Consider the following 23637-nt stretch of genomic DNA (forward strand, 5'->3'; position numbering starts at 1 on the left):
CCATGGGGCAATGCATGGGACGACGCATGGGGCATGAGCGACCCGAGGGGCCCGAGGGACGGAGCAGGCGGAGATGGCGGACATTGCGGAGACGGCGGGGACGGCGCACACGGCGGTGGACGCCCTCGTCACCGTCGCCCCTCGCCCGCCCCGGCGCCGTGGCATCGAATGCGCGCTCATCGTCCTCGCCGTCCTGCTCTCCGTGTACGGCTACTGCGCCGTCGGTCTCGCCCACGACGGCACGGTCCCGCCCGGCACCGTGCGCTACGGCGCCGGGCTCGGGCTGCTCGCACTGCTCGCGCACGGCGCGGTGCGCCTGCGGGCCCCGTATGCCGATCCGCTGCTGCTGCCCATCGCCGTCCTGCTCAACGGCATGGGGCTGGTGCTGATCTACCGCCTCGACCTGGACACGCCCGGCAACCGGGCCGCCCCCGCCCAGCTGTACTGGTCGACGGTCGGCGTGGCGCTCTTCATCGCCGTGGTGGTGCTGCTGCGCCACCACCGGGTGCTCCAGCGCTACACGTACCTCTGCGTGGCCGCCGCGCTTCTGCTGCTCACCCTGCCGATCTTCTTCCCGGCGGTGAACGGCGCCCGGATCTGGCTGAGGCTCTCCGGTTTCTCCATTCAGCCCGGGGAGTTCGCGAAGGTGCTGCTGGCGGTGTTCTTCGCCGGGTATCTGGCCGCCAACCGCCATGCGCTGGCGTTGACGGGCGGCCGTGCGGGGCGGCTGCGGCTGCCCGCCGGGCGCGTCCTCGGGCCTGTCGTGGCCGTGTGGCTGCTCAGCGTCGGCGTGCTGGTCCTGGAGCGTGACCTCGGCACCTCACTGCTGTTCTTCGGCCTGTTCGTGGTGCTGCTGTACGTCGCCACGGGCCGTACCGGCTGGATCGCCGTCGGCCTGGTGCTCGCGGTCGCGGGCGCGCTCGCCGTCGGATGGCTGGAACCGCATGTGCACGGCAGGGTCACGGACTGGCTGCACCCCTTCGCGTCGATCGAGGCGGGGCGGGGCGCGGGTCAGCTCGCGCAGTCCCTGTTCGCATTCGCCGCCGGAGGCGCGCTCGGCACCGGGCTCGGGCTCGGCCACTCGGTCCTCATCGGTTTCGCGGTCAAGTCGGACTTCATCCTGGCCACGGCGGGCGAGGAGCTGGGGCTCGCGGGCCTGTCCGCGCTGTTCCTGATGTACGCGCTGCTGGTGGAGCGCGGTTACCGGGCGGGGCTCGCGCTGCGCGACCCGTTCGGGCGTCTGCTCGCCATCGGACTCGCGTCGATCGTCGCGCTCCAGGTGTTCGTGATCGCGGGCGGGGTGACGGGGCTGATCCCGCTCACCGGCATGGCGATGCCCTTCCTGGCGCAGGGCGGGTCCTCGGTCGTCACCAACTGGATCATCGTGGCGCTGCTGATCCGGATCAGCGACTCGGCGCGCCAGTGCCACGGGACGGCGGTGCCGTGAACCTCCCCGACGATCTCGACTTCGCCCGGCGGGAGGGGACCCGCACCATCCGCCGGGCGGCGGCGTTGTGTGCGGTGCTGCTGGTCGCCCTGCTGGCGAACGCGACCCGGGTGCAGATCTTCGAGTCGGGGCGGTACGGCGGCAATCCCGCCAACCACCGGGAGGCGATCGACCGCTACGCCCGGCCGCGCGGCGACATCGTGGTCGACGGACGGCCGGTGACCGGGTCGCGGTACACGGGCGGGATGTTCCGCTACGAGCGCACCTACACGGACGGCCCGCTGTACGCGGCGGTCACCGGCTTCTCCTCGCAGCGGTACGGGACGACCCTGCTGGAGAACGCGCAGGACCCGCTGCTGGCGGGCACCGATCCGATGCTCTCGCTGTTCCCCTTGTGGAACGACTTCGTGCGCAGGCACCCGCCGGGCGGTCAGGTCGTCACCACCCTCAACGGGGCGGCGCAGCGGGCGGCCTACCGGTACCTGGCCGGGCGGACGGGCGCGGTGGCCGCGCTCGAGCCCTCGACCGGGCGGATTCTGGCGCTGGTCTCGGCGCCGTCGTACGACCCCGGAGAGCTGTCGGGGGCTTCGGCGTCCGTGGCGGAGGCCTGGACCCGAATGAACGGGGACGCGGCGCAGCCCATGCTCAACCGGGCGATCCGGCAGACGTACCCGCCCGGCTCCACCTTCAAGGTGGTGACGGCCGCGGCGGCGCTGGACGCGGGAGTGGTGTGGGACCCGGACGAGCGGACGATGTCCCCGAACCCCTACCTTCTGCCGGGGACGACGACCTGGCTGCGCAACGAGACGTACGGCTGTGCGAACGCATCCCTGCGGTACGCCTTCGAGTGGTCGTGCAACACGGTGTTCGCGAAGCTGGGCGTCGATGTGGGGCCCCGGACGATGGCGGCCACCGCGGAGGGCTTCGGCTTCAACGACCCCGGGCTGCGGATTCCGTTCGCGGTGGCGCCGAGTACCTTCGACCGGAAGCTGGACCAGGCGCAGCTGGCGCTGTCCTCGATCGGGCAGTTCGACACGAGGGCGACGCCGTTGCAGATGGCGATGATCGCGGCGGCGGTGGCGGACGGCGGCGCGGTGCAGGCGCCGTACCTGGTGGAGAAGACGACGACGAGCGCCGGCGAGACGGTGAGCTCGGCCGCCCCGCACACCCGCTACCGGGCGATGAGCCCGGCGACCGCGGCGGTGCTGCGGGAGATGATGACCGATGTGGTGAGGCAGGGGACGGGCCGGACCGCGCAGATCCCCGGGGCCGTGGTGGGCGGCAAGACGGGCACGGCGCAGCACGGTGTCGGCAACTCGGGCAGGCCCTACGCCTGGTTCATCTCCTGGGCCCAGGCCCACGACGCGGCGGAGCCGGCGGTGGCGGTCGCGGTGGTGGTGGAGGACGCGGCGGGCGAACGCGGGGAGATCAGCGGCGGCGGGAACGCGGCGCCGATCGCGAGGGGCGTGATGGAGGCGGTGCTGGACTCGCAGCCGGGATATGGGCCGAACTCCCACGGATCGGCGTCACGGCCGAGGTCCGGAACGAGCGGACGGCTGTGGCCCAGCCCGAAGTGACGACTGGTTCCGGGCACCGTCCGACGGTGGCGGAGGCCGGGGATCGTCTGCTGCGTCCGCGCGCCCACGGCCGACGCCGTACGCCTTCACGCTGCGTACGTCGTTCCCGGCCGGGGAGGCGGCGCCGGTGACCGGCCTTCCCGGTGCGGTCGCCGGCGAGGACCCGGGCCCGCCCCGTCTAGCCTTTGCGGGCGCCCTGTCCGGGCAGCGGCTCCCTGCGTCGCAGCCACTCCTCCGGTACGCCGTCGAGCCCCGTGGCGGCGGCCACGATGCCGCCCGTGATGGCGCAGGTGGTGTCGACGTCGCCGAAGCCCTCCGCCGTGGTCCACAGGGCGGCCGTGAGGTCGTCCGGGTGCCGGACCGCGCACCAGACGGCGAACGGGACGGTGTCGTCGGCCCTGATCCGCTGCCCGCTGCCGAGGATGTCGGAGGCCTTCCACGGCTCGGTGCCGAAGGGAAGGGCCGCAGCGCGGACGAGGCCGCGGCGCACCGCGCTCGGCGGGGTCAGGGAGGCCACGGCGTCGATGCTCAGCCGTCCGCACGCGCTGAGCGCGGCCGCCACGGCCACGGCGACCGCGCCCGCGACGCCCTCGGGGTGGGCGTGGGTGACCTCGGCGGACAGGGCGGCCTGCCGGACGACCCGCGGCAGGCTGTCGTGGAACCACGCCCCCAGGGGCGCCACCCGCATGGCCGCCCCGTTGCCGAGGCTGCCCTCGCCGCCGAACAGCTCCCGCGACCACTCCCGCCAGCGCTCCGGCCCCTGAAGCAGCCGGGGCAGCAGCTCGTGCATCCCGCGGCCGTACCCGCGGGCCGGGTCCGCGTCGTGGCCCAGCGCGAAGGCGTGGGCGAGGGCCTCCTGGCGGATCTCCCCGTACTCGTCGAGCACCCGGAGGACGGCGAGGGCCATCGCCGTGTCGTCGGTCCAGTGCCACTCCGGCTCCTCGGGTGTGCGCCGGGCCCGTATCTCCGCCAGCGCCTGTGCGGGCTCACGGAAGAGGGGGAACCAGCGCTCGCCGAAGGCGTCCCCGAGGGCGAGGCCCGCCAGGCTGCGGCGGGCGGCGGCACTGCTCGCCGGGGGAACGCGGTCTCGAACCGCCACTGCCGAAGCCTCCGTTCACCGGTTCCCGGGAGATGACCTGCACCGGGTGCGACCGGTGCGCCGGCCACCCGCCGATTGTCCCCCAGCTGCGGTAGACGCTACGTCAACAAGTGGCGCCCAGGGGATTGACGCCCTTGCTGACAGGCAGTCTCATAAGACCTGACCGCCGGTAACGGCGGCCCGTACGACGAGGTGGTGGGGAACAGCGATGACGACCGTGACCGAAGCCGACGTGCTCCGCGACGCGCTCGGCCTGCTCAAGGACCGGGAACAGGTGGCCGAGCGGCTGCTCGCCTCCTCCGCCAAGCACTCCTTCGACCCGGACAGGGAACTGGACTGGGACGCGCCCTTCGAGGACGGCAAGTGGTTCTGGCCCCCGGAGCTGGTGTCGCTGTACGGCACGCCGCTGTGGAAGCGGATGGGCGAGGAACAGCGGATTCTGCTCTCCCAGCACGAGGCCGCGTCGCTCGCCTCGCTCGGCATCTGGTTCGAGGTCATCCTGATGCAGCTGCTGGTGCGGCACATCTACGACAAGGCGGCGACGAGCGCGCACGTGCGCTACGCGCTGACCGAGATCGAGGACGAGTGCCGGCACTCCAAGATGTTCGCCCGGCTGATCACACACGGCGGCACGCCCTGGTACCCGGTCGGCCGGGTCCACCACACCCTGGGCCGCGTCTTCAAGACGATCTCGACGACACCCGGGTCCTTCACGGCCACGCTCCTCGGTGAAGAGGTCCTGGACTGGATGCAGCGGCTGACCTTCCCCGACGACCGGGTGCAGCCGCTGATCCGCGGGGTCACCCGCATCCACGTCGTGGAGGAGGCCCGGCACGTCCGCTACGCACGCGAGGAGCTGCGCCGCCAGATGCTGACCGCTCCCCGGTGGTCGCAGGAGTTCACGCGCATCACCTCCGGCGAGTTCGCACGGGTGTTTTCGGTCGCCTTCGTGAACCCCGAGGTGTACACGAACGTGGGTCTGGACAAGCGGGAGGCCGTGGCCCAGGTGAGGGCCAGCGGCCACCGCCGGGAGGTCATGCAGACGGGCGCGAAGCGGCTGACCGGCTTCCTGGACGACATCGGGGTGCTGCGGGGAGTCGGCCGGCGGCTGTGGAAGGCCTCGGGGCTGCTGGCCTGAGCAGGGGGCGCGGGCGGGCGACAACCGGACGGCCGCCCCGGCGCCGGGTCCCCCTTCCTCCGGTGTCGCGATTACGCTGCGGGACATGACCTCCGAGGCTCCGACCCGCGCGTACCGCAGGCTCAGCGTCGAAGAGCGCCGCACCCAGCTCCTCGACGCCGCGCTGTCCCTGTTCGCGCACCGCGCGCCCGAGGAGGTCTCGCTGGACGACGTGGCGGAGGCGGCCGGGGTCTCGCGCCCGCTCGTGTACCGCTACTTCCCCGGCGGCAAGCAGCAGCTGTACGAGGCCGCCCTGCGCTCGGCCGCGGAGGAGCTCCAGCAGTGCTTCGCCGAACCCCAGCAGGGGCCGCTCACCCGCCGCCTGGGCCGGGCCCTGGACCGCTATCTCGCCTTCGTCGGCCGGCACGACGCCGGTTTCAGCGCCCTGCTCCAGGGCGGCAGCGTGGTCGAGACGTCCCGCACCAGCGCCATCGTGGACGGGGTGCGGCGGGCCGCCGCCGAGCACATCCTCAGCCATCTCGACGCCGAGCAGCCGGGACCACGGCTGCGGATGACCGTGCGGATGTGGATCACCACCGTCGAGGCCGCCTCCCTGATCTGGCTCGACGAGGACAAGCAGCCGCCGGCCGACGAGCTGAGGGACTGGCTGGTGGAGCAGTTCGTGGCGTGCCTGGTGGCCGCCGCGGGGCGCGACGCCCAGACCGCCGCAGTGGTACGGGCCGCGCTGGCCCTGGAGAGCGCCGAGGGGCCGGTCGGCGCGCTGGCCCGGCGCGTGCTGCCGGTGGTGGGCGACGCGGGTCACCTGCTGTGATCCGGTGCCGCGCGGGCCGGTCCCGGACCGTGCGGAGGACACTGGTGCCGTGAAGAGCCAAGACACCCCGTTCGTGGGCGGCCCCCTGGACGGGCGCGTCCTTCCGATCCTGCTCGGCCCGACCGGCCACCCGCCGAAGACGTACCGCGTTCCGGTCCCGGACTCGGCCGGCGGCCCGCCGTCCGTCCTGGTCTACCGTCGCGTCCCGGCCGGCCCCCCCGGCAGGCTCGGCCTCCACCCCGGCTGGAAGTACGCGTACGACCCCGAGGGCGACACCGGCCGCCGCCTGCGGTGGCCCTGGTCCGCACCCCGCCGGAAGCCGGGCGGCATGCCGAGCGGCGGACCGGATGCCACCACCGGGTGACCTCCTTGGGCCGATCCGACCACCGGAGGGGCGCCCGGCCGGCACGCGTCCCATGCTGCCGGTACGAGGTGGAAGGACCACCCCCGCACCGGAGGTGATGACATGTCGGAGCGGCTGCTTCGCCTGGTGTTCACGGCCGCGGTGACCGCCTCGGCCCTGCTCGCCCCCGCGCCCGCGGTGGCCGTCCCGGACCCGGCCGCCGACTCCCTGGAGAAGGCGGACGACCGCCCGCTCTCCGAGCTGCTGACGGAGCTTCGGCAACAGTACCGGCAGGCCGAGGTGGCGACCGAGACCTACAACGCCACCACCCGGCAGCTGAAGAAGCACCAGGCCGAGGTCGCCCGGCTGGACGGACGGCTCACCCGGGCCCGGCTCGCCCTCCAGGACAGCCGGGGCGCGGTCGGCCTGCTGGCCCGGCAGCAGTACCGCAACAGCATGGAGGTCTCCTCGTACCTGCGCCTGCTGATGGCCCGGGATCCGCAGCACGCGTTCGACGAGGGGCATGTCATCGCGCAGCTGGCCCAGGAGCGGGCCAAGAGGGTGCGGGAACTGGCCGATGCGGAGCGACACGCCGACCGGCTGGCCCGCGCGGCACGCAAGGCCCTCGACGAGCAGCTCACCCTGGCCCAGCGGCAGCGCAAGCAGCGCGACGACGTCGAGCGGCGGCTGAAGGACGTCGAGGAACTGCTGGCCTCGCTGAGTCCCGCACAACTCGCCGCACTCTCCGAGTACGAGCGCAGCCGGGCCGAGAACGCGCCGCAGAACCTCGTGTCGTCCGGCGCGCTCGGCCCGCAGCGCACGCCGGCACCGGAGGGCGGCCGGGCCCTCGGGCACGCCGTCGAGCAGCTCGGCAAGCCGTAGGCGCCGGGAGCCGAGGACCCGGAAGCCTATGACCCGGGCGGGGGAACCCGTGCGGCAGTACCTGCCGCCGAAGCCCCCGGCCCCGGCGCGGAGGGCCCGGGTACGGGCGACACGGCCGTGTCGCCCGTACCACCCGAGCGGGCGTGACCCCGTGCAGGGCGGCTCCCGCCTGCTCATGCCGGGCGTCACCCGGCCGTCGGGCACTCGTCCTCCTGCTGCGGTTCGCCGGGCGGCGCCGTCTGCAGCTGCGGGTATCCCTCATCCGTGAGGCAGTCGCCGGGTGACGGCTCCGGCGTCACGGGGGAGGCGCTGGGGACGGCCCTGCGCCTGGAGTTCTGGCTGCGGCCGCGGGAGCGGCCCCGGGACTGCGACCCGCGGCCGCGGGAGCGGCCCCGCGACTGGGACCCGCTCGGGCTGCCGGAGGCGTCCATCCCGTCCCTCCCGTCCGACCCGTCCTTCCCTGCCGAACCGTCCGTCCCGTCCTTGCCTTCCTTGCCTTCCGTGCCGTCCTTGCCTTCCCTGCCTTCCGTGCCGTCCTGGCCGTCCTGGCCGTCGGTTCCGTCCTTGCCGTCCTTGCCGTCCTTCCCTTCCTTCCCTTCCTTGCCCTGGGGCCCCTCCGGACCAGGGGGACCGGGCGGGCCGGAGGGCCCGGGAAGGCGCTCTAGATCGTCGAGCTGCACCTGCTGGGAGATGAGCGCGGCTGTCAGCATGATGAGCACGGCGATCAGTGCCGCGCCGAGCACGATATGACGCCGCGGCCTTGGCGATGTTCGGTTCATACTGCTCACACGACTCCTCCGTGTACCGACGGCGCCAGTGTAAGTGACGGGTCGTCAGATAATGTGGATGTCGTCGCCGAGCTCTTCGTCCGGACACCGGGACGGCCCAAGACGGCCCCGGCCTGACACGCGGAGGCGTCGGTACAGGAGGCGCACGCGCAGAGTCCGTGCGGCACCCACGGGGCCTTCGAGGCAGTGGCACCGGTGCCGGCGGGGGCGGCGGTGGGATGTGTGCCTCCGGCGGAAGAGGCGGCGGAGGCAGCGGAGGCTGAACCAACAGCGGGAACGGAACGCCGGGCGTGGGTGGCAACGGCGGCGACTCCGGATTCCCCGCGGGAGGCGGTGGGGGCCGGCGCCGGCTTCCGGGGCGGGGCGGCGGTGGAACCGGGTCAGGCCGCATGCCGCCGGGACCTACTGCCGGCGCGCCGAGTCCTCGGGCAACTCAGCCCCAGGGCCAGGGGTGCGGACGGCCCCGGCGAACCGGGGCCGTCTCGGGGCCGTCCCAGCGCAGCCGACAAGGCCCGGCGACGACGACCGACAACGGTCGGCCCGCCGGCCGGAGGCCGGTCAGGCGCCGGCGACCGAGGCCAGGTACGCCTCCGTCTTCTCCGGCTCGTAGAAGAAGTTCTCGAAGTCGGACGGGTCGTTGAAGCCGTTGGCGAACCGGTCGGCCGCCGGCTGGAGGGCGCCCGCCGCGCCGATCAGGTTCAGCACGTGCTCCGGGGGCACGCCCAGCATGGCGTTCGTCCACTTGGTGACGTGCTGGGCCACGTCCCAGTAGCGGTCGAAGGTCCCCTGCATCCAGGCCTCGTCGAACTCCTTGTCACCGTGTTCGAGGATCGAGGCGAGATAGATGGCGGCGCACTTGGCCGCCGAGTTGGAGCCCTGGCCGGTGATCGGGTCGTTCGCCACGACCACGTCCGCCACACCCAGGACCAGCCCGCCGCCGGGGAGACGGCCGATCGGGTTGCGGACGGTGGGCGCGTAGCGGCCTGACAGGGTGCCGTTCGCGTCGGTCAGCTCCACCTTGGTGGCCCGCGCGTACTCCCAGGGTGTGAACCGCTCCATCAGCTCCAGGGTCAGGGACAGGTGCTCGGAGGGGTCCTTGACGCCCTTGAACACGTCGAGCGGGCCGCCGGGTATGCCCTCCCAGAACAGGATGTCCGCGCGGCCGGAGGTGGTCAGGGTCGGCATGACGAACAGTTCGCCGACGCCCGGTACCAGGTTGCAGCGCACCGCGTCGTAGTCCGGGTGCTCCGGGCGCGGGCCCAGGCCGTGGACGTAGGCGACGGCGAGGGCGCGCTGCGGCTCGCTGTACGGGGAGCGGGAGGCGTCGCGGCCGAACATGGACACCAGTTCGCCCTTGCCCGCCGACACCAGCACCAGGTCGTACGTGCGGGAGAAGTAGTCGAGGTCGGAGACCGCCGCGCCGTGGATGACCAGCTGACCGCCGCGCTGGGCGAACGTCTCCATCCAGCCGGCCATCTTCACCCGCTGGTCCACCGACTGCGCGTACCCGTCGAGCCTGCCCACCCAGTCGATCACACGCTGGGACTCCGGCCCTGCGACGGAGACGCCGAGTCCCTCGATCCTCGGGGCCTGGGACTCCCAGAAGTTCAGCTCGAGGTCACGCTCGTGCTGGAGCGCCGTGTCGAACATGCACTGCGTCGACATGACCCGGCCGGTGCGGATCTCGTCCGCGGTCCGGTTGGACATCAGGGTCACCTCGTACCCGTGCGACTGGAGGCCGAGGGCGAGCTGGAGTCCGGACTGGCCGGCTCCGACGACGAGTATCTTCCGCATGCGGATGGTGCTCCTATCGGGGCATGGGGGTGTCTTGTGGATCGGCGCGGATAGGACGGACGCCCCTCACTCGGGGGTGACGTCGAGCGCGTGGCCCACCAGGGCCAGGAGGGTCTCGATCACCGAGATCCGGCGCCGCGCGTCCATGATCATGACAGGTATGTGTGCAGGGACGGTGAGGGCCTCGCGCACATCCTCGGGATCGAACCGCTCGGTGCCGTCGAAGTGGTTGACCGCCACCACGTACGGCAGTCCGCTGCTCTCGAAGTAGTCGAGCGCCGGGAAACAGTCCGCGAGCCGCCGGGTGTCGGCCAGGACGACCGCCCCGATCGCACCGCGCACCAGGTCGTCCCACATGAACCAGAACCGCTGCTGGCCCGGCGTGCCGAAGAGGTAGAGCACCAGGTCGTCGTCGAGCGTGATGCGGCCGAAGTCCATCGCCACCGTGGTGGTGAGCTTCTGCGGCGTGTCGGTGAGGTCGTCGGTGTCCTCACTGGCCTCGGTCATCAGCGCCTCCGTCTGGAGAGGCGTGATCTCCGAGACGGCGCTCACCAGGGTGGTCTTGCCGACGCCGAAGCCGCCCGCCACCACGATCTTCGTGGCGATCGGGGCACGCGTGCGGTCCGTCTGCCAGGCCTTCAGATCCTCGTCGGGCTCGACGAGTCGGTCGACGCCCGGGGCGGCGTCAGAGACGACGGAGTCCACTCAGCACCCTTTCCAGCAGAGCGCGGTCCGGCTGTCCCGGGCCGTGACCGGTTCCGTATACACGGATCTTTCCCTGGTCCGCGAGATCGCTCAGGAGCACGCGGACCACCCCCAGCGGCATCTTCAGCAGAGCCGCGATCTCGGCCACCGTGCGCATACGGCGGCAGAGCTCGACGATCGCCCGCATCTCGGGCATCACTCGGGTGGCCAGTGAACCATTGGTCAGTTCACGCCGTTCCTCGGGGGCCTCCAGTGCCGCCACGAAGGTCTCGACGAGCAGCACATGCCCGAAGCGGGTACGGCCGCCGGTGAGCGAGTACGGGCGTACGCGGGCGGGTTTGCGCTCGCCGCCACGCACGGGAAGGTTCTTCGGTGTGCTGCTCATCGGGGGCTCCCCGCCGACTCGGTCTCGAGGGACTTGCGCAGTTCGCTGCGGAGTTCGGGCGTCAGGACGTGTCCGGCGCGGCCGACGAAGAGCGCCATGTGGTACGCCACCACGCTCATGTCACAGTCCGCGGAGCCGTGCACGCCGAGCAGCGAGCCGTCGCTGATGGACATGACGAAGAGGCTGCCCTCGTCCATCGCGACCATGGTGTGCTTGACCCCGCCGGAGTCCATCAGCTTCGCGGCCCCGATGGTGAGGCTGCCGATGCCGGACACGACGGTGGCGAGGTCGGCGGACGACCCCCTGGGGCCACCGGGCCGGTCCCCGTGGCCGGCGCGTGCCTGGGCGTTCCTGCCGGGGTCGGACGAGAGCAGCAGCAGGCCGTCGGAGGAGACCACCGCGACCGACAGCAGTCCCGGCACCTCCTCGACCAGGTTCGTCAGCAGCCAGTGCAGGTTGCGTGCCTCACTGCTCAGTCCATAGGTACTGGGCGCGGTCAACTGCTTGCCTCCTCGACTGTGCCCCCCGATGGTTCAACGTCCTGTGCGGTAGCGGGTGTCGCGTTCTGAGGTGGTGCCGTGGGGCGCTGCGCGGGCGTCCGGTTCTCCCCGGTCCTATCGGCGATCTCCGCCTCGGCGTGGCGGTAGCCCGCCGTGGCGCCGCGGTGGAATCCGCCGAGCCTGCGGCGCAGTGCCTCGGCATCCACTCCGCCGGCGCGCTGCCGGGGGGCCGGGGCGGGCGCGGAGATCTTCGGGGTGCGCTTGGGCAGGCCCTTGGCGGTGAGCCGGGGTGCCTCGGGCTCCTCGGATGCCTGGGCCACCGCGGGCTCACCCTCGTCGAGGGTGCGTTCGTGGGTGTCGGGGCCGATGGTGTACGGGTCCGGCGCGGACCGGCCGCCGGCGTCGGGCGCGGACGCGGGCGCGGGCTGCTCCGCCCGGGGCGACGGAAGCAGCAGCTCCATCGTGGTCTCGGGGCCGGGCAGGTCGGCGGGGGGCTGCTCGCCGTGCGCCGCGAAGGCGTCCTGTGCGGGCGCGGCTTCGCGTACGGCATCTTCGTCCCGTACGGCGCCGTGGTCCCGTACCGCGGTCTCGGCGGGAACAGCGGTCTCGGCGCGAGCCGCGTTCTCGGCGGGAACCGAGGTCTCGCCGCGTGCGGTGTCCTGCGGGGCGTCCGTGTCCCGGGCGTTTCGGGAGACCTCGGTGCTCCGGTCGAGTACGGCCTGTTCGGCCGCCGCGATCAGCGGGTCCTCGTCGCCCTGCGGTTCCCGTACGGTGAGCCGGGTACGTCCGCTGAGGACGTTGGAGTTGGCCTCCGCGTCGGCGCCGGGCAGGGATACCGGGGCCGCGGCGCCCGCCACCGGACTCGCGCCCGCCGGGGGCATGGCGGCCGCCGGGGCCGCGGCGAGCAGGGTCTTCGGCAGCACGACGACCGCCGCGACGCCGCCCTGCTTCTGTTCGCGCAGCTGGACGCGGACGCCGTGCCGATGGGCGAGGCGGGCCACCACATACAGGCCGAGCCCCAGCCCCTCGCCGCTCTCCTGGTCGTGTGGCTCGGCCGGGTCGAAGTCGGCGAGCCGGGCGTTGAGCCGGCCCATCCGCTCGGCAGTCATGCCGATTCCCTCGTCCTGGACGGAGATCATCACCTCGCCGCTCTCCAGGAGCCAGCCGGAGACCTCGACGGAGACGTCCGGCGGCGAGAACGAGGCGGCGTTCTCCAGCAGTTCGGCCACCAGGTGCGAGAGGTCGTCGGCGGCGAAGCCCGCGATATGCGCGTGCGGCGGCAGCGCGGCGATGCGGACGCGCTCGTACCGCTCGATCTCGCTGACCGCGGCCCGCACCACGTCCACGAGCGGCACCGGCCCCGCGTGCTGCTGGACGTGCTCGGCACCGGCGAGGACCAGGAGGTTCTCGCTGTGGCGGCGCATCACCGTGGCGAAGTGGTCGAGCCGGAACAGCGTGGAGAGCCGCTCGGGGTCCTGCTCGCGCTCCTCGAGCCCCTCGATGACGGTCAGCTGGCGCTCGACCAGGCCGAGGGTGCGCAGAGCGAGGTTGACGAACGTGGAGTGGATGGTGTGCCGCACCAGCTCAAGATGGGCGGCGGCCTCGTCGAGTTGGGCGCGCAGCCTGGCGCGCTCGTCGGCCATGGTCTGCCGCTGGCCGACCAGGTGCTTGCGGTCGGCCTCCAGGGTGCCGAGGCGCTCCTGGAGGGCGACGGCGTGCGCGTGCAGGGCGTTGACGGAGCGGACGACCTGGGCGAACTCGTCGTTGCGTCCGGTGAACTTCACCGGTTCCTCGCCGGCCGGGTCGGCGGCCACCCGGGCCGAGCCGAGGCGCAGTACGGCGAGCGGACGGGTGAGGCTGCGGGCCATGGCCATGGCGACGCCCACGGCGGCGAGCAGCAGCGCGCCGAGGACGGCGATACGGATCTCCAGCGCGGTGACATCGTCGTCACGCAGCTGTGCCAGGTCCTTGCCGCCGCTCTCGTAGAGTGAGGACTCGACGCCGCGCATCAGGTCGACGCGGGCGGACAGGGCCGCGTCGACCTTCCTGGTGCTGAGGCCGAGGTCGCTGTCGGAGAGGGTGGGCTGGTCGGTGAGGGCGGCGAGGTACTTCTCGGCGGAGGTGACCTCGGGGCCGGTGACCGTGGAGTCGTAGGAGGTCTTGGCCGTCTTGGTCGCGTTGTCGCGGAAGTCGGCGACGGCCGCGTCGGAGCGCACGGCGGCCTGCTGGGCGGCGGCGGTGAGTGCGTTGCGCTGTTCGGTGTCGGCGGCCGAGGAGCCGGTGGTGGTGGTCGGCAGGCCGGTGACCGGGTTGATGGTGGTCTGGGTGGTGTGCGGGACGTTCAGGGCCGCGAGGAGCAGTCCGCGGGCGGCGGCGGCCTGCTGCACGGCGCTGTCCAGCTCGGCGAGGGCATAGGCGCCGGTGCCCGCGCGGGGCGGGATCTTCCCGGCCAGCTGGTCGGCGAGGGCGTGCAGCTCGGTGATGACGGCGGAGTACGCCCGGTGGGCTTCGAGAGCACTGCTCTTCCCGACGAGCGCCGCTCTCCGTACGGAGCCCACGTCGTCGAGGTCCTTGCGCAGCGCGGCGGGCAGGTCCGGGTCGGCGCGCAGGTCCTCGATCTCCCGGTCGACGCGGGCGCTCTGCTGCTCGGCCGGCGCCTGCGACTTGGGGCGCCCCGCGGCCACGTAGGCGGTGACCGCGTCGCGCTCGTCCGCCAGGGAGTGGGCGAGGGTGAGGGCGTCCTTGGTCTGCCCGGCGAGCGTCACAAGGTTCTGGGAATCGTTCAGCTGTCCGGAGGCGGCGATGACGCTCGGCGCCCCGGCACCCGCGATCGCTGCGGCGACCACGGCCACGGCCACGATCAGCCGGTTGCGCACATGCGTGGCACGGCCGCTGCCCGCGGACTCGGACGAGGCCCCCCGCTCGGGGACCGTCTGCTTGCCTGTGCGCCGAGGCCACTTCTTCTGCACCGGTGCTCGCATTCCTGACTCGTGTACCCATGGCCCGGGTGACGGCCCGTCAACTGGGGCGGTCGACCCGGTACGACGGCTTCCGACCCTCCCAGTGCCGGTGGGCAGAGGGCTCACTTCGCCTGACCCGCCACCCGAAGGAGTGAACATCGGCGAGGAGTTGGCGGGCAAGTCTCGGGGGCTCGTGAGGCGGCCCCCCACGGCAGGCCGGTTGGACGTCGGCGGCGCGCTTTGGCAGTATTCGCCACCACGCTTCACCGGAGTCGATCATTCCATGCCAAAACAGGCGCCTGACCTGGACGCCCGCACCGATTCCGCAAGCATTGCCGGTCTTTCGTGGGCCTTGTGAAGGGCTCGTGCAGACTGGCCGGATGCGTAGGGAACTGATTTCCGAACCCGGAGACCCGGCCCGCCCCAACGAGGACTTCGCCACGTTCGCCGTTCCGGCCTCCGGGCAGGGCGGAGCGCTGGTCGTACTGGACGGAGTGACTCCGCCCGACGGCGACGACGGGTGTCTTCATTCCGTCCACTGGTTCTGCGCACGCCTCGGCGGGGCACTGACCGAACTGTCCGTTTCCCGCCGGGATCTGACACTGTCCGAGATCCTCACACAGGCTCTCGGCCGCACCGCCGAGGCCCATGCGGCCACCTGTGACCTTTCTCACCCGCGCACCCCGCAGGCGACCGTGGTCCTCGCCCGCTGGTCCGGGACCACGGTGGAGTACCTGGTCCTCTCGGACTCGGCGCTGCTGGCCGAGGCCCCCGACGGCACGGTCACCGTCCTGCTGGACGACCGCCTGGCCCGCGTCCCGCGTGCCTCGCTGGCCTCGGACGCGATCGCGGACGCCACGGTCCGCAACAAGGAGGGCGGCTTCTTCACGGCGGCCGCCGACCCCTCGGTCGCGGCCCGCGCGCTGACGGGCGAACTCCCGCGTGCGGCGGTACGCACCCTGGTGGCCCTGACGGACGGCGCGACCCGCTGGACGGAGAAGTTCCACCAGGGCGACTGGACGGACCTGTTCACGCTCGTGCGCAAGGAGGGGGCCGCGGTGCTGGTGGAGCGCGTACGGGCGCTGGAGGACGCCGACCGGGAGCGGCGGGAGCACCTGGGCCGCAGCAAGACGCACGACGACGCGACGGTGGTGTACGTGGACCTGTGAAGCGCGGCCTCGCGGCGGTCTACTTCTCCATGCCCCGGTTCAACTGGTTCAGCAGCCGGGCGAGCTCGGCGACCTCGCGGGGGTCCCAGTCGGCGAGTTTGCGTACATAGCGGGCACGGCGGGCCTCACGGACACGGCCGACGCGGCTGCGGCCCTCCTCGGTGAGGTGGACCAGCCAGGCGCGGCCGTCGGCCGGGTCGGGTTCCCGGGCGACCAGGCCGAGGTCCTCCAGGGCGCGCAGCTGGCGGGACATCGTGGCCTTGCCGACACCGATGTACGCGGCGAGTTCGGTGGCGCGCTGACGGCCGCACTCGTCGAGCCGTACGAGGAGGCCGTACGCGGCGGACTCCAGGTCCGGGTGCACCTCGCGGGCCATCTCCCCCTGGCTGGCGCGGGCGCGCCGCAGAAACACGGTCAGCTCGCGCTCCAGCGACAGGAACTCCTGGTCCACGCCACTTCCCGACGCCCCGCATTCGACCGGACGTCCCTCGCCATTCGGGTCCTCGTGCACGTCAGCATCCCTGCCCCGGTTACCGGATTCTGAAAGTTTCTGCCAAAGCTCGCCATTGCCGCAGCTCCGTCAGTATTTCGCAGGCGTAGACCAACGGCAGCTTCCGGCCCCCCTTCCCAGCCCCTCGTCTACGTGCGTAGCTTCCCTTATCAGGCCATGACTGGCATGCCCACGCCATCAACGGGGCGAGCGTGCCCCGCACTCCCCGCACATCCCGGCACGGGCGTGCCCGAGCGAACCCCACCGAGCTCCCCCAGCCTTCCGGAGGCATGTCATGCCCATGCGCAGACCCTTACCGGTCCGGTCCCCGCGTCACCCGCTCGCGGCCGGAATCCTGCTCCTCGCGCTCTCCATCCCGTTGACTCTCCTGTTCACCCTCCCGGCCCGCGCCGCCGGCACGCCCGTGCGCGGCAGCGCGTACATGGGGATGGGTGTCCTCGCGCACGACGGCCGGGGCGGAACCCCGCTGAGCGCCGCCGCCACCCGGACGGAGGGCGTCGACGTCTCCGGCTACCAGGGCAACGTCGCCTGGTCGACCCTCTGGAACAGCGGGGTCAGATGGGCCTACACCAAGGCCACCGAGGGGACGTACTACACCAACCCGTACTTCGCCCAGCAGTACAACGGTTCGTACAACGTGGGCATGATCCGCGGCGCGTACCACTTCGCGACCCCGAACACCACGAGCGGCGCCGCCCAGGCCGACTACTTCGTCGACCACGGCGGCGGCTGGTCGAGGGACGGCAGGACCCTGCCGGGCGTGCTCGACATCGAGTGGAACCCGTACGGCGCCGCCTGCTACGGCAAGTCGACGAGCGGGATGACCGGCTGGATCGCCGACTTCCTGAACACCTACCGGGCGCGCACCGGCCGGGACGCCGTGATCTACACGGCCACCAGCTGGTGGACGCAGTGCACCGGCGACTACGCCGGCTTCGCCTCCGCGCACCCGCTGTGGATCGCCCGCTACGCCGCCGACCCGGGCGCCCTGCCGGGCGGCTGGGGCTACTACACCATGTGGCAGTACACGTCGTCGGGCCCGACGGTCGGCGACCACGACCGGTTCAACGGGGCACTCGACCGGGTGCGGGCGCTCGCCAACGGCTAGCCCGCGACCCCCGCCCGGCCTCGGGCGCTCACCGGCGGCCGGCACCCCCGCAGGGCGAAGGCCCGGGCCTCCCTCACGAAACCCGGGCCTTCTGCCATCCGGAGGCGTCCGTCACGCCGCCACCGGAACCTCCGGCGTCGCACCGCTGCCGGCCGGTGCGAGCGCCAGCTCCAGGACCTGGCGGACGTCCGTGACGGCGTGGACGTCCAGCTTGTCCAGCACCTCGGCCGGGACGTCGTCCAGGTCGGGCTCGTTGCGCTTGGGGATGACGACCGTCGTCACGCCCGCCCGGTGCGCGGCGAGCAGCTTCTGCTTCACCCCGCCGATGGGCAGCACGCGGCCGGTCAGCGAGACCTCGCCCGTCATCGCCACGTCCGTGCGGACCAGACGGCCCGACAGAAGCGAGGCCAGCGCGGTCGTCATGGTGATGCCCGCGCTCGGTCCGTCCTTCGGTACCGCGCCGGCCGGGAAGTGGATGTGCACACCCCGGTCCTTCAGGTCGCCGACGGGCAGCTCCAACTCGGCGCCGTGGGAGCGCAGGAAGCTCAGCGCGATCCGCGCGGACTCCTTCATCACGTCGCCGAGCTGACCGGTGAGGGTCAGGCCCGCCGCGCCCGTCTCCGGGTCGGCCAGCGACGCCTCCACATAGAGGACGTCACCGCCCGCGCCGGTGACCGCGAGACCGGTCGCCACACCGGGGACGGCCGTACGCCGCTCGGCCGGGTCCTGGGCGGACTCGGGCACATGGTGCGGCCGCCCGATCAGGGCGCGCAGGTCCTCGTCCCGGACGGTGAAGGGAAGTTCCCTCGCGCCCAGTTCGTGCTGCGCCGCGACCTTGCGGAGCAGACGGGCGATCGCCCGCTCCAGGTTCCGTACGCCCGCCTCACGCGTGTACTCGCCGGCGAGCTTGCGCAGCGCGCGCTCGTCGATCGTGATCTCGTCCTTGTCCAGGCCCGCCCGCTCCAGCTGACGCGGGAGCAGGTGGTCCCGGGCGATGACGACCTTCTCGTCCTCGGTGTAGCCGTCCAGGCGGACGATGTCCATCCGGTCGGCCAGCGCCTCGGGGATCGCCTCCAGGACGTTCGCCGTCGCGAGGAACACGACGTCGGACAGGTCGAGTTCGACCTCCAGGTAGTGGTCCCGGAAGGTGTGGTTCTGCGCGGGGTCCAGGACCTCGAGCAGGGCGGCCGCCGGGTCGCCCCGGAAGTCCGAACCCACCTTGTCGATCTCGTCGAGCAGGACGACCGGGTTCATCGAACCGGCCTCCTTGACGGCGCGGACGATCCGGCCCGGGAGGGCACCGACGTATGTCCGCCGGTGGCCGCGGATCTCGGCCTCGTCGCGCACACCGCCGAGCGCGACCCGGACGAACTTGCGTCCCATGGCGTGCGCGACCGATTCGCCGAGGCTGGTCTTGCCCACGCCGGGCGGTCCGACGAGTGCGAGAACGGCACCCCCGCGCCGCCCGCCGACGACTCCGAGCCCCCGCTCGGCGCGGCGCTTGCGTACCGCCAGGTACTCGGTGATCCGCTCCTTCACGTCGTCCAGGCCCGCGTGCTCGGCGTCCAGGACGGCCTTGGCGCCGCGGATGTCGTAGGCGTCCTCGGTGCGCTCGTTCCACGGCAGTTCGAGCACGGTGTCGAGCCAGGTGCGGATCCAGGAGCCCTCGGGCGACTGGTCGCTCGCCCGCTCCAGCTTGTCGACCTCCTTGAGGGCGGCCTCACGGACCTTCTCGGGCAGGTCGGCGGCCTCCACCCGGGCCCGGTAGTCGTCGGACTCCTCGCCCTCCGCGGTGTCGCCGTTCAGCTCGCGCAGCTCCTTGCGGACGGCTTCCAGCTGACGGCGCAGCAGGAACTCGCGCTGCTGCTTGTCCACGCCCTCCTGGACGTCCTTGGCGATGGACTCGGCGACGTCCTGCTCGGCGAGGTGGTCGCGCAGCTGCTGGGTGGCGAGCTTCAGCCGGGCGACCGGGTCGGCCGTCTCCAGCAGTTCCACCTTCTGTTCGGTGGTCAGGAAGGGCGAGTAGCCGGAGTTGTCGGCGAGCGCGGAGACGTCGTCGATGGCCTGGACGCGGTCCACGACCTGCCAGGCGCCGCGCTTCCTCAGCCAGCTGGTGGCGAGTGCCTTGTATTCCTTGACGAGTTCGGCGACGTGCCCGGGCAGCGGGTCCGGAACGCTCTCGTCGATCCGCGTGCCCTCGACCCACAGCGCCGCACCCGGGCCCGTGGTGCCGGCGCCGATCCGCACGCGGCCGCGACCGCGGATCAGCGCGCCCGGGTCACCGTCGGCGAGCCGGCCGACCTGCTCGACCGTGCCGAGCACACCCGTACCCGCGTACGTGCCGTCGATCCGGGGCACGAGCAGGACCCTGGGCTTTCCGGGTTCCGACCTGGCGGCTGCCTGCGCGGCCTCCACCGCCGCGCGCACGTCGGAGTCGCTCAGATCCAGTGGAACCACCATGCCGGGCAGCACGACCTCGCCGTCGAGCGGCAGCACGGGCAGGGTGAGCGATGTGGGCGTCGAAGCCATGATCTCCCCTTCGGCAGTCAAGTTGAGCTATGCCGACTCAATGCATGCCGCGATCCGATTGTTCCCCAGAGGGTGTTCGCTCTGAGCGATCACTGGATGCCTGCCGGTTCAGGGGCGCCGAAGCCGGTATCGCTCAGGCGTAGGGCGAGGTGGCGCGGGCGTCCTGAGGGTCCGTCCGCCGCCATCGCCGGACCAGGGGCCAGGTCCCGACGCCGATCGCCAGGGACAGCAGGTGGCCCCAGTTGCTCAGGGGGTCCGCGAACTGGATCAGGTCGGCCAGCAGTACTCCACCGAACACGGTGAGCACCGCCCGGCGCGGCCACGGCGGCAGCAGGCCGATCAACGCGCCGAGGCACGCCGCGACCCCGAAGCTGATGCCGTAGTCGAGGCGGTGCAGGGAACTGCCGGGCAGATGGCCCGCCAGCACCGCGACGCCGACCGGGATCTCGGTGGCCAGGGTCGCGAGGACATGTCCGAGCAGGAAGACCACGGCCGTGCCCCGGCCGCCGATCCGTCGTTCCAGCGCCGTCAGCACGAACAGGAAGAGGAGGGCGTACGCCGAGGTCAGCCCGCCCGCGATCCACAGCGCGCTGGTGACCAGCACCAGCACCGGGCTGCGCACCAGATGGGCGACGTCGGTGCTGGACCCCTGGTACAGGGTGTGCACCAGCGAGGGGTCGGCGTACGCGGCGAACAGGGAAGTCACGACGAGGACGGCGGCGTACCCGAAGGTGAACGGCGCGTCCGTGGGGGTCGGCAGGAGGCTCCGGACGCGTGGACCCGGGCGGGGTGCGGAGGCGGCGGCCGGGATCCGGGGCGCGGCCGGGGCGGCGGGAAGCCGTGCCGTGCGCTGGCGCGGCATGCCGTCGAGCAGGGGCGTCCCGGAGGCCGTGACCATGGCGTCAGCCGCCGAGACCGTGCGTTCCAAGGCGGGGAGCTCCTTCCGTCACCCCACACCCTTGGTGCCGCCCCGGGTCGCTGTCTATGACCGACGCCACCGACGTGCCGGATTCAAAGCAACTTCTCAGGCGGTTTCTGCGTCCGGGGGACATATCCGAACCGGCGTTCCCAAACCTGGTGGTACCGGAAAATCCCTCGCCCAGGATGCCTCACGTCACCACAATGTGACCCATGCCTCATCCGTACGACATCTGTGAGACCCCTGAAGTCCTGGACCGCCGCGAGGGCCCGCACGGCGAGGTCGTGCTCCGCCGCCACGGTGGGCTGCTCCAGATCATCGCCAACGGCTGTTTTCTGATGGACACCTCCGACGGGCGCTCGGAGCGGCTGCTCGTGGACGCCGCGTACGAGGCCCTGGACGGACGCCCGGAGCCGAGCGTGCTGATCGGCGGGCTGGGCGTCGGCTTCTCGCTCGCACATGCGGCGGCGGACGCGCGCTGGGGGGAGATCACCGTCGTCGAACGCGAGCGCGCCGTCATCGACTGGCACCTCGACGGCCCCCTGGCCGCGCTGTCCGCCCCCGCGCTCGCCGACCCCCGCACCCGCGTCGTCGAGGCCGATCTCGTGGCCCATGTGCGTGAGACATCCGCCACGTACGACGCGCTGTGCCTCGACATCGACAACGGCCCCGGCTGGACGGTCACGGACGACAACGACAGCCTGTACTCGCCGGCCGGACTGGCGGGCTGTGCACGGGTGTTGAGGCCCGGCGGGGTGCTGGCGGTGTGGTCGGCCCAGCCCTCTCCGGAATTTGAAGGAACTCTCTGGAATGCCGGGTTCCGGCAGGTGCATACCGAAGAGGTCCCCGTTGCCCGGGGCGTTCCCGACGTCGTGCACCTGGCTGTCCGACCTGGATAGCCGACCGGCGGTAACTCCCCGTACGCTGCTTCCCTGACGCGGATCATTCAAGCGTCAATCGCAGTCATGGGATCACCCCACGGATTCCGGAAAGCAACTCAGGGGCGGGCGATGGAGCAGACACACACCGCGCACAACGGCACGACGGCGACCCCGGGCGCCCAGCGGCGGGTTCTGGTGGTCGAGGACGACCCGACGATCGTCGACGCCATCGCCGCCCGGCTGCGCGCGGAAGGATTCCTCGTGCAAACGGCCGGCGACGGTCCTTCGGCGGTCGACACGGCCGAGGCATGGCAGCCGGACCTGCTGATTCTCGACATCATGCTGCCGGGCTTCGACGGCCTGGAGGTCTGCCGCCGTGTGCAGGCGCAGCGCCCGGTACCGGTGCTGATGCTCACCGCGCGCGACGACGAGACGGACATGCTGGTCGGGCTCGGCGTCGGCGCCGACGACTACATGACCAAGCCGTTCTCGATGCGGGAGCTGGCCGCGCGGGTGCATGTGCTGCTGCGGCGGGTGGAGCGGGCCGCGCTGGCCGCCGCCACACCCCGCAGCGGCATCCTGCGCCTGGGCGAACTGGAGATCGACCACGCCCAGCGCCGGGTCCGGGTGCGCAGTGAGGACGTCCACCTCACCCCCACCGAGTTCGATCTGCTCGTGTGCCTGGCCAACACACCGCGCGCGGTGCTCTCCCGGGAACAGCTGCTCGCGGAGGTGTGGGACTGGGCGGACGCCTCCGGCACCCGCACCGTGGACAGCCACATCAAGGCCCTGCGGCGGAAGATCGGCGCGGAGCGCATCCGCACCGTGCACGGTGTGGGCTACGCCCTGGAGACCCCGACGCCATGAGCGACGGGCCGGCCGCACGGAGGAGCCCCGGGGAGCCCCGGGGCGGCGTACGCCCGTTCTCGATCAAGACCAAGCTGGGTGCGCTGGTCGTCATATCGGTGCTCATCACCACGGGGCTGCTGCTGATCGCGGTGCGCACCGAGACCGAACTGCGCTTCATCACGGTGTTCTCGATGATCGCCACGCTGCTGATCACGCAGTTCGTGGCGCACTCGCTGACCGCGCCGCTGGACGAGATGAACGCGGTGGCCCGGTCCATATCGCACGGCGACTACACCCGCCGGGTCCGTGACAACCGCCGGGACGAAATGGGTGACCTGGCCCACACCATCAACCTGATGGCCGACGAGCTGGAGGCCCAGGACCGCCAGCGCAAGGAACTGGTGGCGAACGTCTCACACGAGCTGCGCACCCCCATCGCCGGTCTGCGCGCGGTGCTGGAGAACATCGTGGACGGCGTCACCGAGGCCGACCCCGAGACCATGCGCACCGCCCTGAAGCAGACCGAACGGCTCGGGCGCCTGGTGGAGACCCTGCTGGACCTCTCCCGCCTGGACAACGGCGTCGTCCCGCTGAAGAAGCGGCGCTTCGAGGTGTGGCCCTATCTGTCGGGCGTCCTCAAGGAGGCCCAGATGGTGGCCTCGGCACGGGCGGGGATCGCCTCGGGCTCCGGCAGCCACACCCGCACGGACGTCCATCTGCACCTCGACGTCTCCCCGCCGGAGCTGACCGCGCACGCGGACCCGGAGCGCATCCACCAGGTCGTCGCCAATCTGATCGACAACGCGGTCAAGCACAGCCCCCCGCACGGCCGCGTGACGGTGAGGGCCCGGCGAGGGCCCGCCCCCGACGCCCTGGAGCTGGAGGTGCTGGACGAGGGTCCCGGCATCCCGCAGTCCGAGTGGCACCGGGTCTTCGAGCGCTTCAACCGCGGCACCGTGAGCCGGCCGCACGGTCCGGGCAGCGACGGCGGCACGGGCCTCGGTCTGGCGATCGCGCGCTGGGCGGTGGATCTGCACGGTGGCCGGATCGGGGTGGCCGAATCCTCACGGGGCTGCCGGATCCAGGTCACCCTTCCAGGGGAGCCATCTCTCCCAAGTTGACGTAAAGTTCGAAGCGGAACAACAAGATCCACGTATGGACCGGCTGACGGACACGTGTGATCAGGCACAGGCCCGCGCAGCCTCCGCTCCGGGCCCGGGTCGTCGTACCCCTCTCACAGCG

21 protein-coding genes are annotated in these 23637 nt (G+C 72.2%); 11 read left to right on the forward strand and 10 right to left on the reverse strand.

The annotated features are described in order from the left end of the window. Positions 1 to 73: 73 nt before the first annotated feature. Both LZ604_RS09620 and LZ604_RS09625 read left to right on the forward strand, forming a co-directional pair. A complete protein-coding gene (locus LZ604_RS09620) occupies positions 74 to 1447 on the forward strand; it encodes an FtsW/RodA/SpoVE family cell cycle protein (protein ID WP_234514144.1) in 1374 nt (457 codons plus the stop codon). Then, positions 1444 to 3024, forward strand: coding sequence for a penicillin-binding transpeptidase domain-containing protein (locus LZ604_RS09625; RefSeq protein WP_234514145.1), 1581 nt, complete (start codon positions 1444 to 1446; stop codon positions 3022 to 3024). The genes LZ604_RS09620 and LZ604_RS09625 overlap by 4 nt, the downstream gene beginning before the upstream one ends. A 178-nt stretch (positions 3025 to 3202) precedes the next feature. Here LZ604_RS09625 and LZ604_RS09630 read toward each other — a convergent pair whose 3' ends face one another. Beyond that, complete coding sequence (locus LZ604_RS09630) at positions 3203 to 4123, reverse strand: ADP-ribosylglycohydrolase family protein (RefSeq protein ID WP_234514146.1); 921 nt, start codon at positions 4121 to 4123, stop codon at positions 3203 to 3205. A 208-nt stretch (positions 4124 to 4331) separates the two neighbouring features. Between LZ604_RS09630 and LZ604_RS09635 the strand changes: the two genes are divergently transcribed. From LZ604_RS09635 to LZ604_RS09650, 4 genes are all read left to right on the forward strand, one after another. Beyond that, positions 4332 to 5261, forward strand: coding sequence for an AurF N-oxygenase family protein (locus LZ604_RS09635; RefSeq protein ID WP_234514147.1), 930 nt, complete (start codon positions 4332 to 4334; stop codon positions 5259 to 5261). Between the two features lie 85 nt (positions 5262 to 5346). Beyond that, positions 5347 to 6072, forward strand: coding sequence for a TetR/AcrR family transcriptional regulator (locus tag LZ604_RS09640; RefSeq protein WP_234514148.1), 726 nt, complete (start codon positions 5347 to 5349; stop codon positions 6070 to 6072). Between the two features lie 49 nt (positions 6073 to 6121). Next, complete coding sequence (locus LZ604_RS09645) at positions 6122 to 6436, forward strand: DUF8847 domain-containing protein (RefSeq protein ID WP_234514150.1); 315 nt, start codon at positions 6122 to 6124, stop codon at positions 6434 to 6436. A gap of 102 nt (positions 6437 to 6538) precedes the next feature. Further along, positions 6539 to 7297, forward strand: coding sequence for a coiled-coil domain-containing protein (locus LZ604_RS09650; RefSeq protein WP_234514152.1), 759 nt, complete (start codon positions 6539 to 6541; stop codon positions 7295 to 7297). Positions 7298 to 7482: 185 nt separating this feature from the next. On the opposite strand, the gene LZ604_RS09655 is transcribed toward LZ604_RS09650, so the two are convergent. The 6 genes from LZ604_RS09655 to LZ604_RS09685 form a co-directional block, all read right to left on the reverse strand. Continuing rightward, positions 7483 to 8076 carry a hypothetical protein gene (locus tag LZ604_RS09655; protein ID WP_234514153.1) on the reverse strand — a complete coding sequence of 198 codons (594 nt, stop codon included), beginning with the start codon at positions 8074 to 8076 and terminating at the stop codon, positions 7483 to 7485. A 567-nt stretch (positions 8077 to 8643) separates the two neighbouring features. Beyond that, positions 8644 to 9879 (reverse strand): styrene monooxygenase/indole monooxygenase family protein, encoded by a 1236-nt coding sequence (locus tag LZ604_RS09665; protein ID WP_234514154.1) that lies wholly within the window; start codon positions 9877 to 9879, stop codon positions 8644 to 8646. A gap of 66 nt (positions 9880 to 9945) precedes the next feature. Beyond that, the gene (locus LZ604_RS09670) at positions 9946 to 10584 is read right to left on the reverse strand and encodes a GTP-binding protein (protein WP_234514155.1); all 639 of its coding nucleotides are present in this window, start codon (positions 10582 to 10584) and stop codon (positions 9946 to 9948) included. Further along, positions 10565 to 10969, reverse strand: a complete 405-nt coding sequence (locus tag LZ604_RS09675) for a DUF742 domain-containing protein (RefSeq protein ID WP_234514156.1) — start codon at positions 10967 to 10969, stop codon at positions 10565 to 10567. The genes LZ604_RS09670 and LZ604_RS09675 overlap by 20 nt, the downstream gene beginning before the upstream one ends. Further along, the gene (locus tag LZ604_RS09680) at positions 10966 to 11469 is read right to left on the reverse strand and encodes a roadblock/LC7 domain-containing protein (protein WP_234514157.1); all 504 of its coding nucleotides are present in this window, start codon (positions 11467 to 11469) and stop codon (positions 10966 to 10968) included. Before LZ604_RS09680 ends, LZ604_RS09675 begins: the two co-directional genes overlap by 4 nt. Further along, positions 11466 to 14450, reverse strand: a complete 2985-nt coding sequence (locus LZ604_RS09685; protein ID WP_234514158.1) for a sensor histidine kinase — start codon at positions 14448 to 14450, stop codon at positions 11466 to 11468. The genes LZ604_RS09680 and LZ604_RS09685 overlap by 4 nt, the downstream gene beginning before the upstream one ends. A gap of 359 nt (positions 14451 to 14809) precedes the next feature. Here LZ604_RS09685 and LZ604_RS09690 point away from each other — a divergent pair, with 359 nt between their 5' ends. Next, on the forward strand, positions 14810 to 15598 hold the full coding sequence (locus LZ604_RS09690; protein WP_234514159.1) for a protein phosphatase 2C domain-containing protein: 789 nt from the start codon (positions 14810 to 14812) through the stop codon (positions 15596 to 15598). A 19-nt stretch (positions 15599 to 15617) separates the two neighbouring features. Here LZ604_RS09690 and LZ604_RS09695 read toward each other — a convergent pair whose 3' ends face one another. Then, on the reverse strand, positions 15618 to 16109 hold the full coding sequence (locus tag LZ604_RS09695) for a MarR family winged helix-turn-helix transcriptional regulator (protein WP_234514160.1): 492 nt from the start codon (positions 16107 to 16109) through the stop codon (positions 15618 to 15620). Positions 16110 to 16383: 274 nt separating this feature from the next. Between LZ604_RS09695 and LZ604_RS09700 the strand changes: the two genes are divergently transcribed. Further along, positions 16384 to 17217, forward strand: coding sequence for a lysozyme (locus LZ604_RS09700; protein WP_234514162.1), 834 nt, complete (start codon positions 16384 to 16386; stop codon positions 17215 to 17217). Between the two features lie 111 nt (positions 17218 to 17328). Here LZ604_RS09700 and lon read toward each other — a convergent pair whose 3' ends face one another. Together lon and LZ604_RS09710 are read right to left on the reverse strand one after the other, a co-directional pair. Beyond that, on the reverse strand, positions 17329 to 19746 hold the full coding sequence (gene lon / locus LZ604_RS09705; RefSeq protein WP_234514164.1) for an endopeptidase La: 2418 nt from the start codon (positions 19744 to 19746) through the stop codon (positions 17329 to 17331). 133 nt (positions 19747 to 19879) lie between these two features. Beyond that, a complete protein-coding gene (locus LZ604_RS09710) occupies positions 19880 to 20674 on the reverse strand; it encodes a rhomboid-like protein (protein WP_372482119.1) in 795 nt (264 codons plus the stop codon). Positions 20675 to 20877: 203 nt separating this feature from the next. Here LZ604_RS09710 and LZ604_RS09715 point away from each other — a divergent pair, with 203 nt between their 5' ends. From LZ604_RS09715 to LZ604_RS09725, 3 genes are all read left to right on the forward strand, one after another. Then, positions 20878 to 21564 (forward strand): spermidine synthase family protein, encoded by a 687-nt coding sequence (locus LZ604_RS09715; RefSeq protein WP_234514166.1) that lies wholly within the window; start codon positions 20878 to 20880, stop codon positions 21562 to 21564. Between the two features lie 111 nt (positions 21565 to 21675). Continuing rightward, positions 21676 to 22413, forward strand: a complete 738-nt coding sequence (locus tag LZ604_RS09720; protein ID WP_234514168.1) for a response regulator transcription factor — start codon at positions 21676 to 21678, stop codon at positions 22411 to 22413. Beyond that, positions 22410 to 23516 (forward strand): sensor histidine kinase, encoded by a 1107-nt coding sequence (locus LZ604_RS09725; RefSeq protein WP_234514170.1) that lies wholly within the window; start codon positions 22410 to 22412, stop codon positions 23514 to 23516. Before LZ604_RS09720 ends, LZ604_RS09725 begins: the two co-directional genes overlap by 4 nt. The last annotated feature ends 121 nt before the right edge of the window (positions 23517 to 23637 follow it).

Source organism: Streptomyces glomeratus, assembly GCF_021462825.1.
Classification (GTDB): Bacteria; Actinomycetota; Actinomycetes; order Streptomycetales; family Streptomycetaceae; genus Streptomyces; species Streptomyces glomeratus.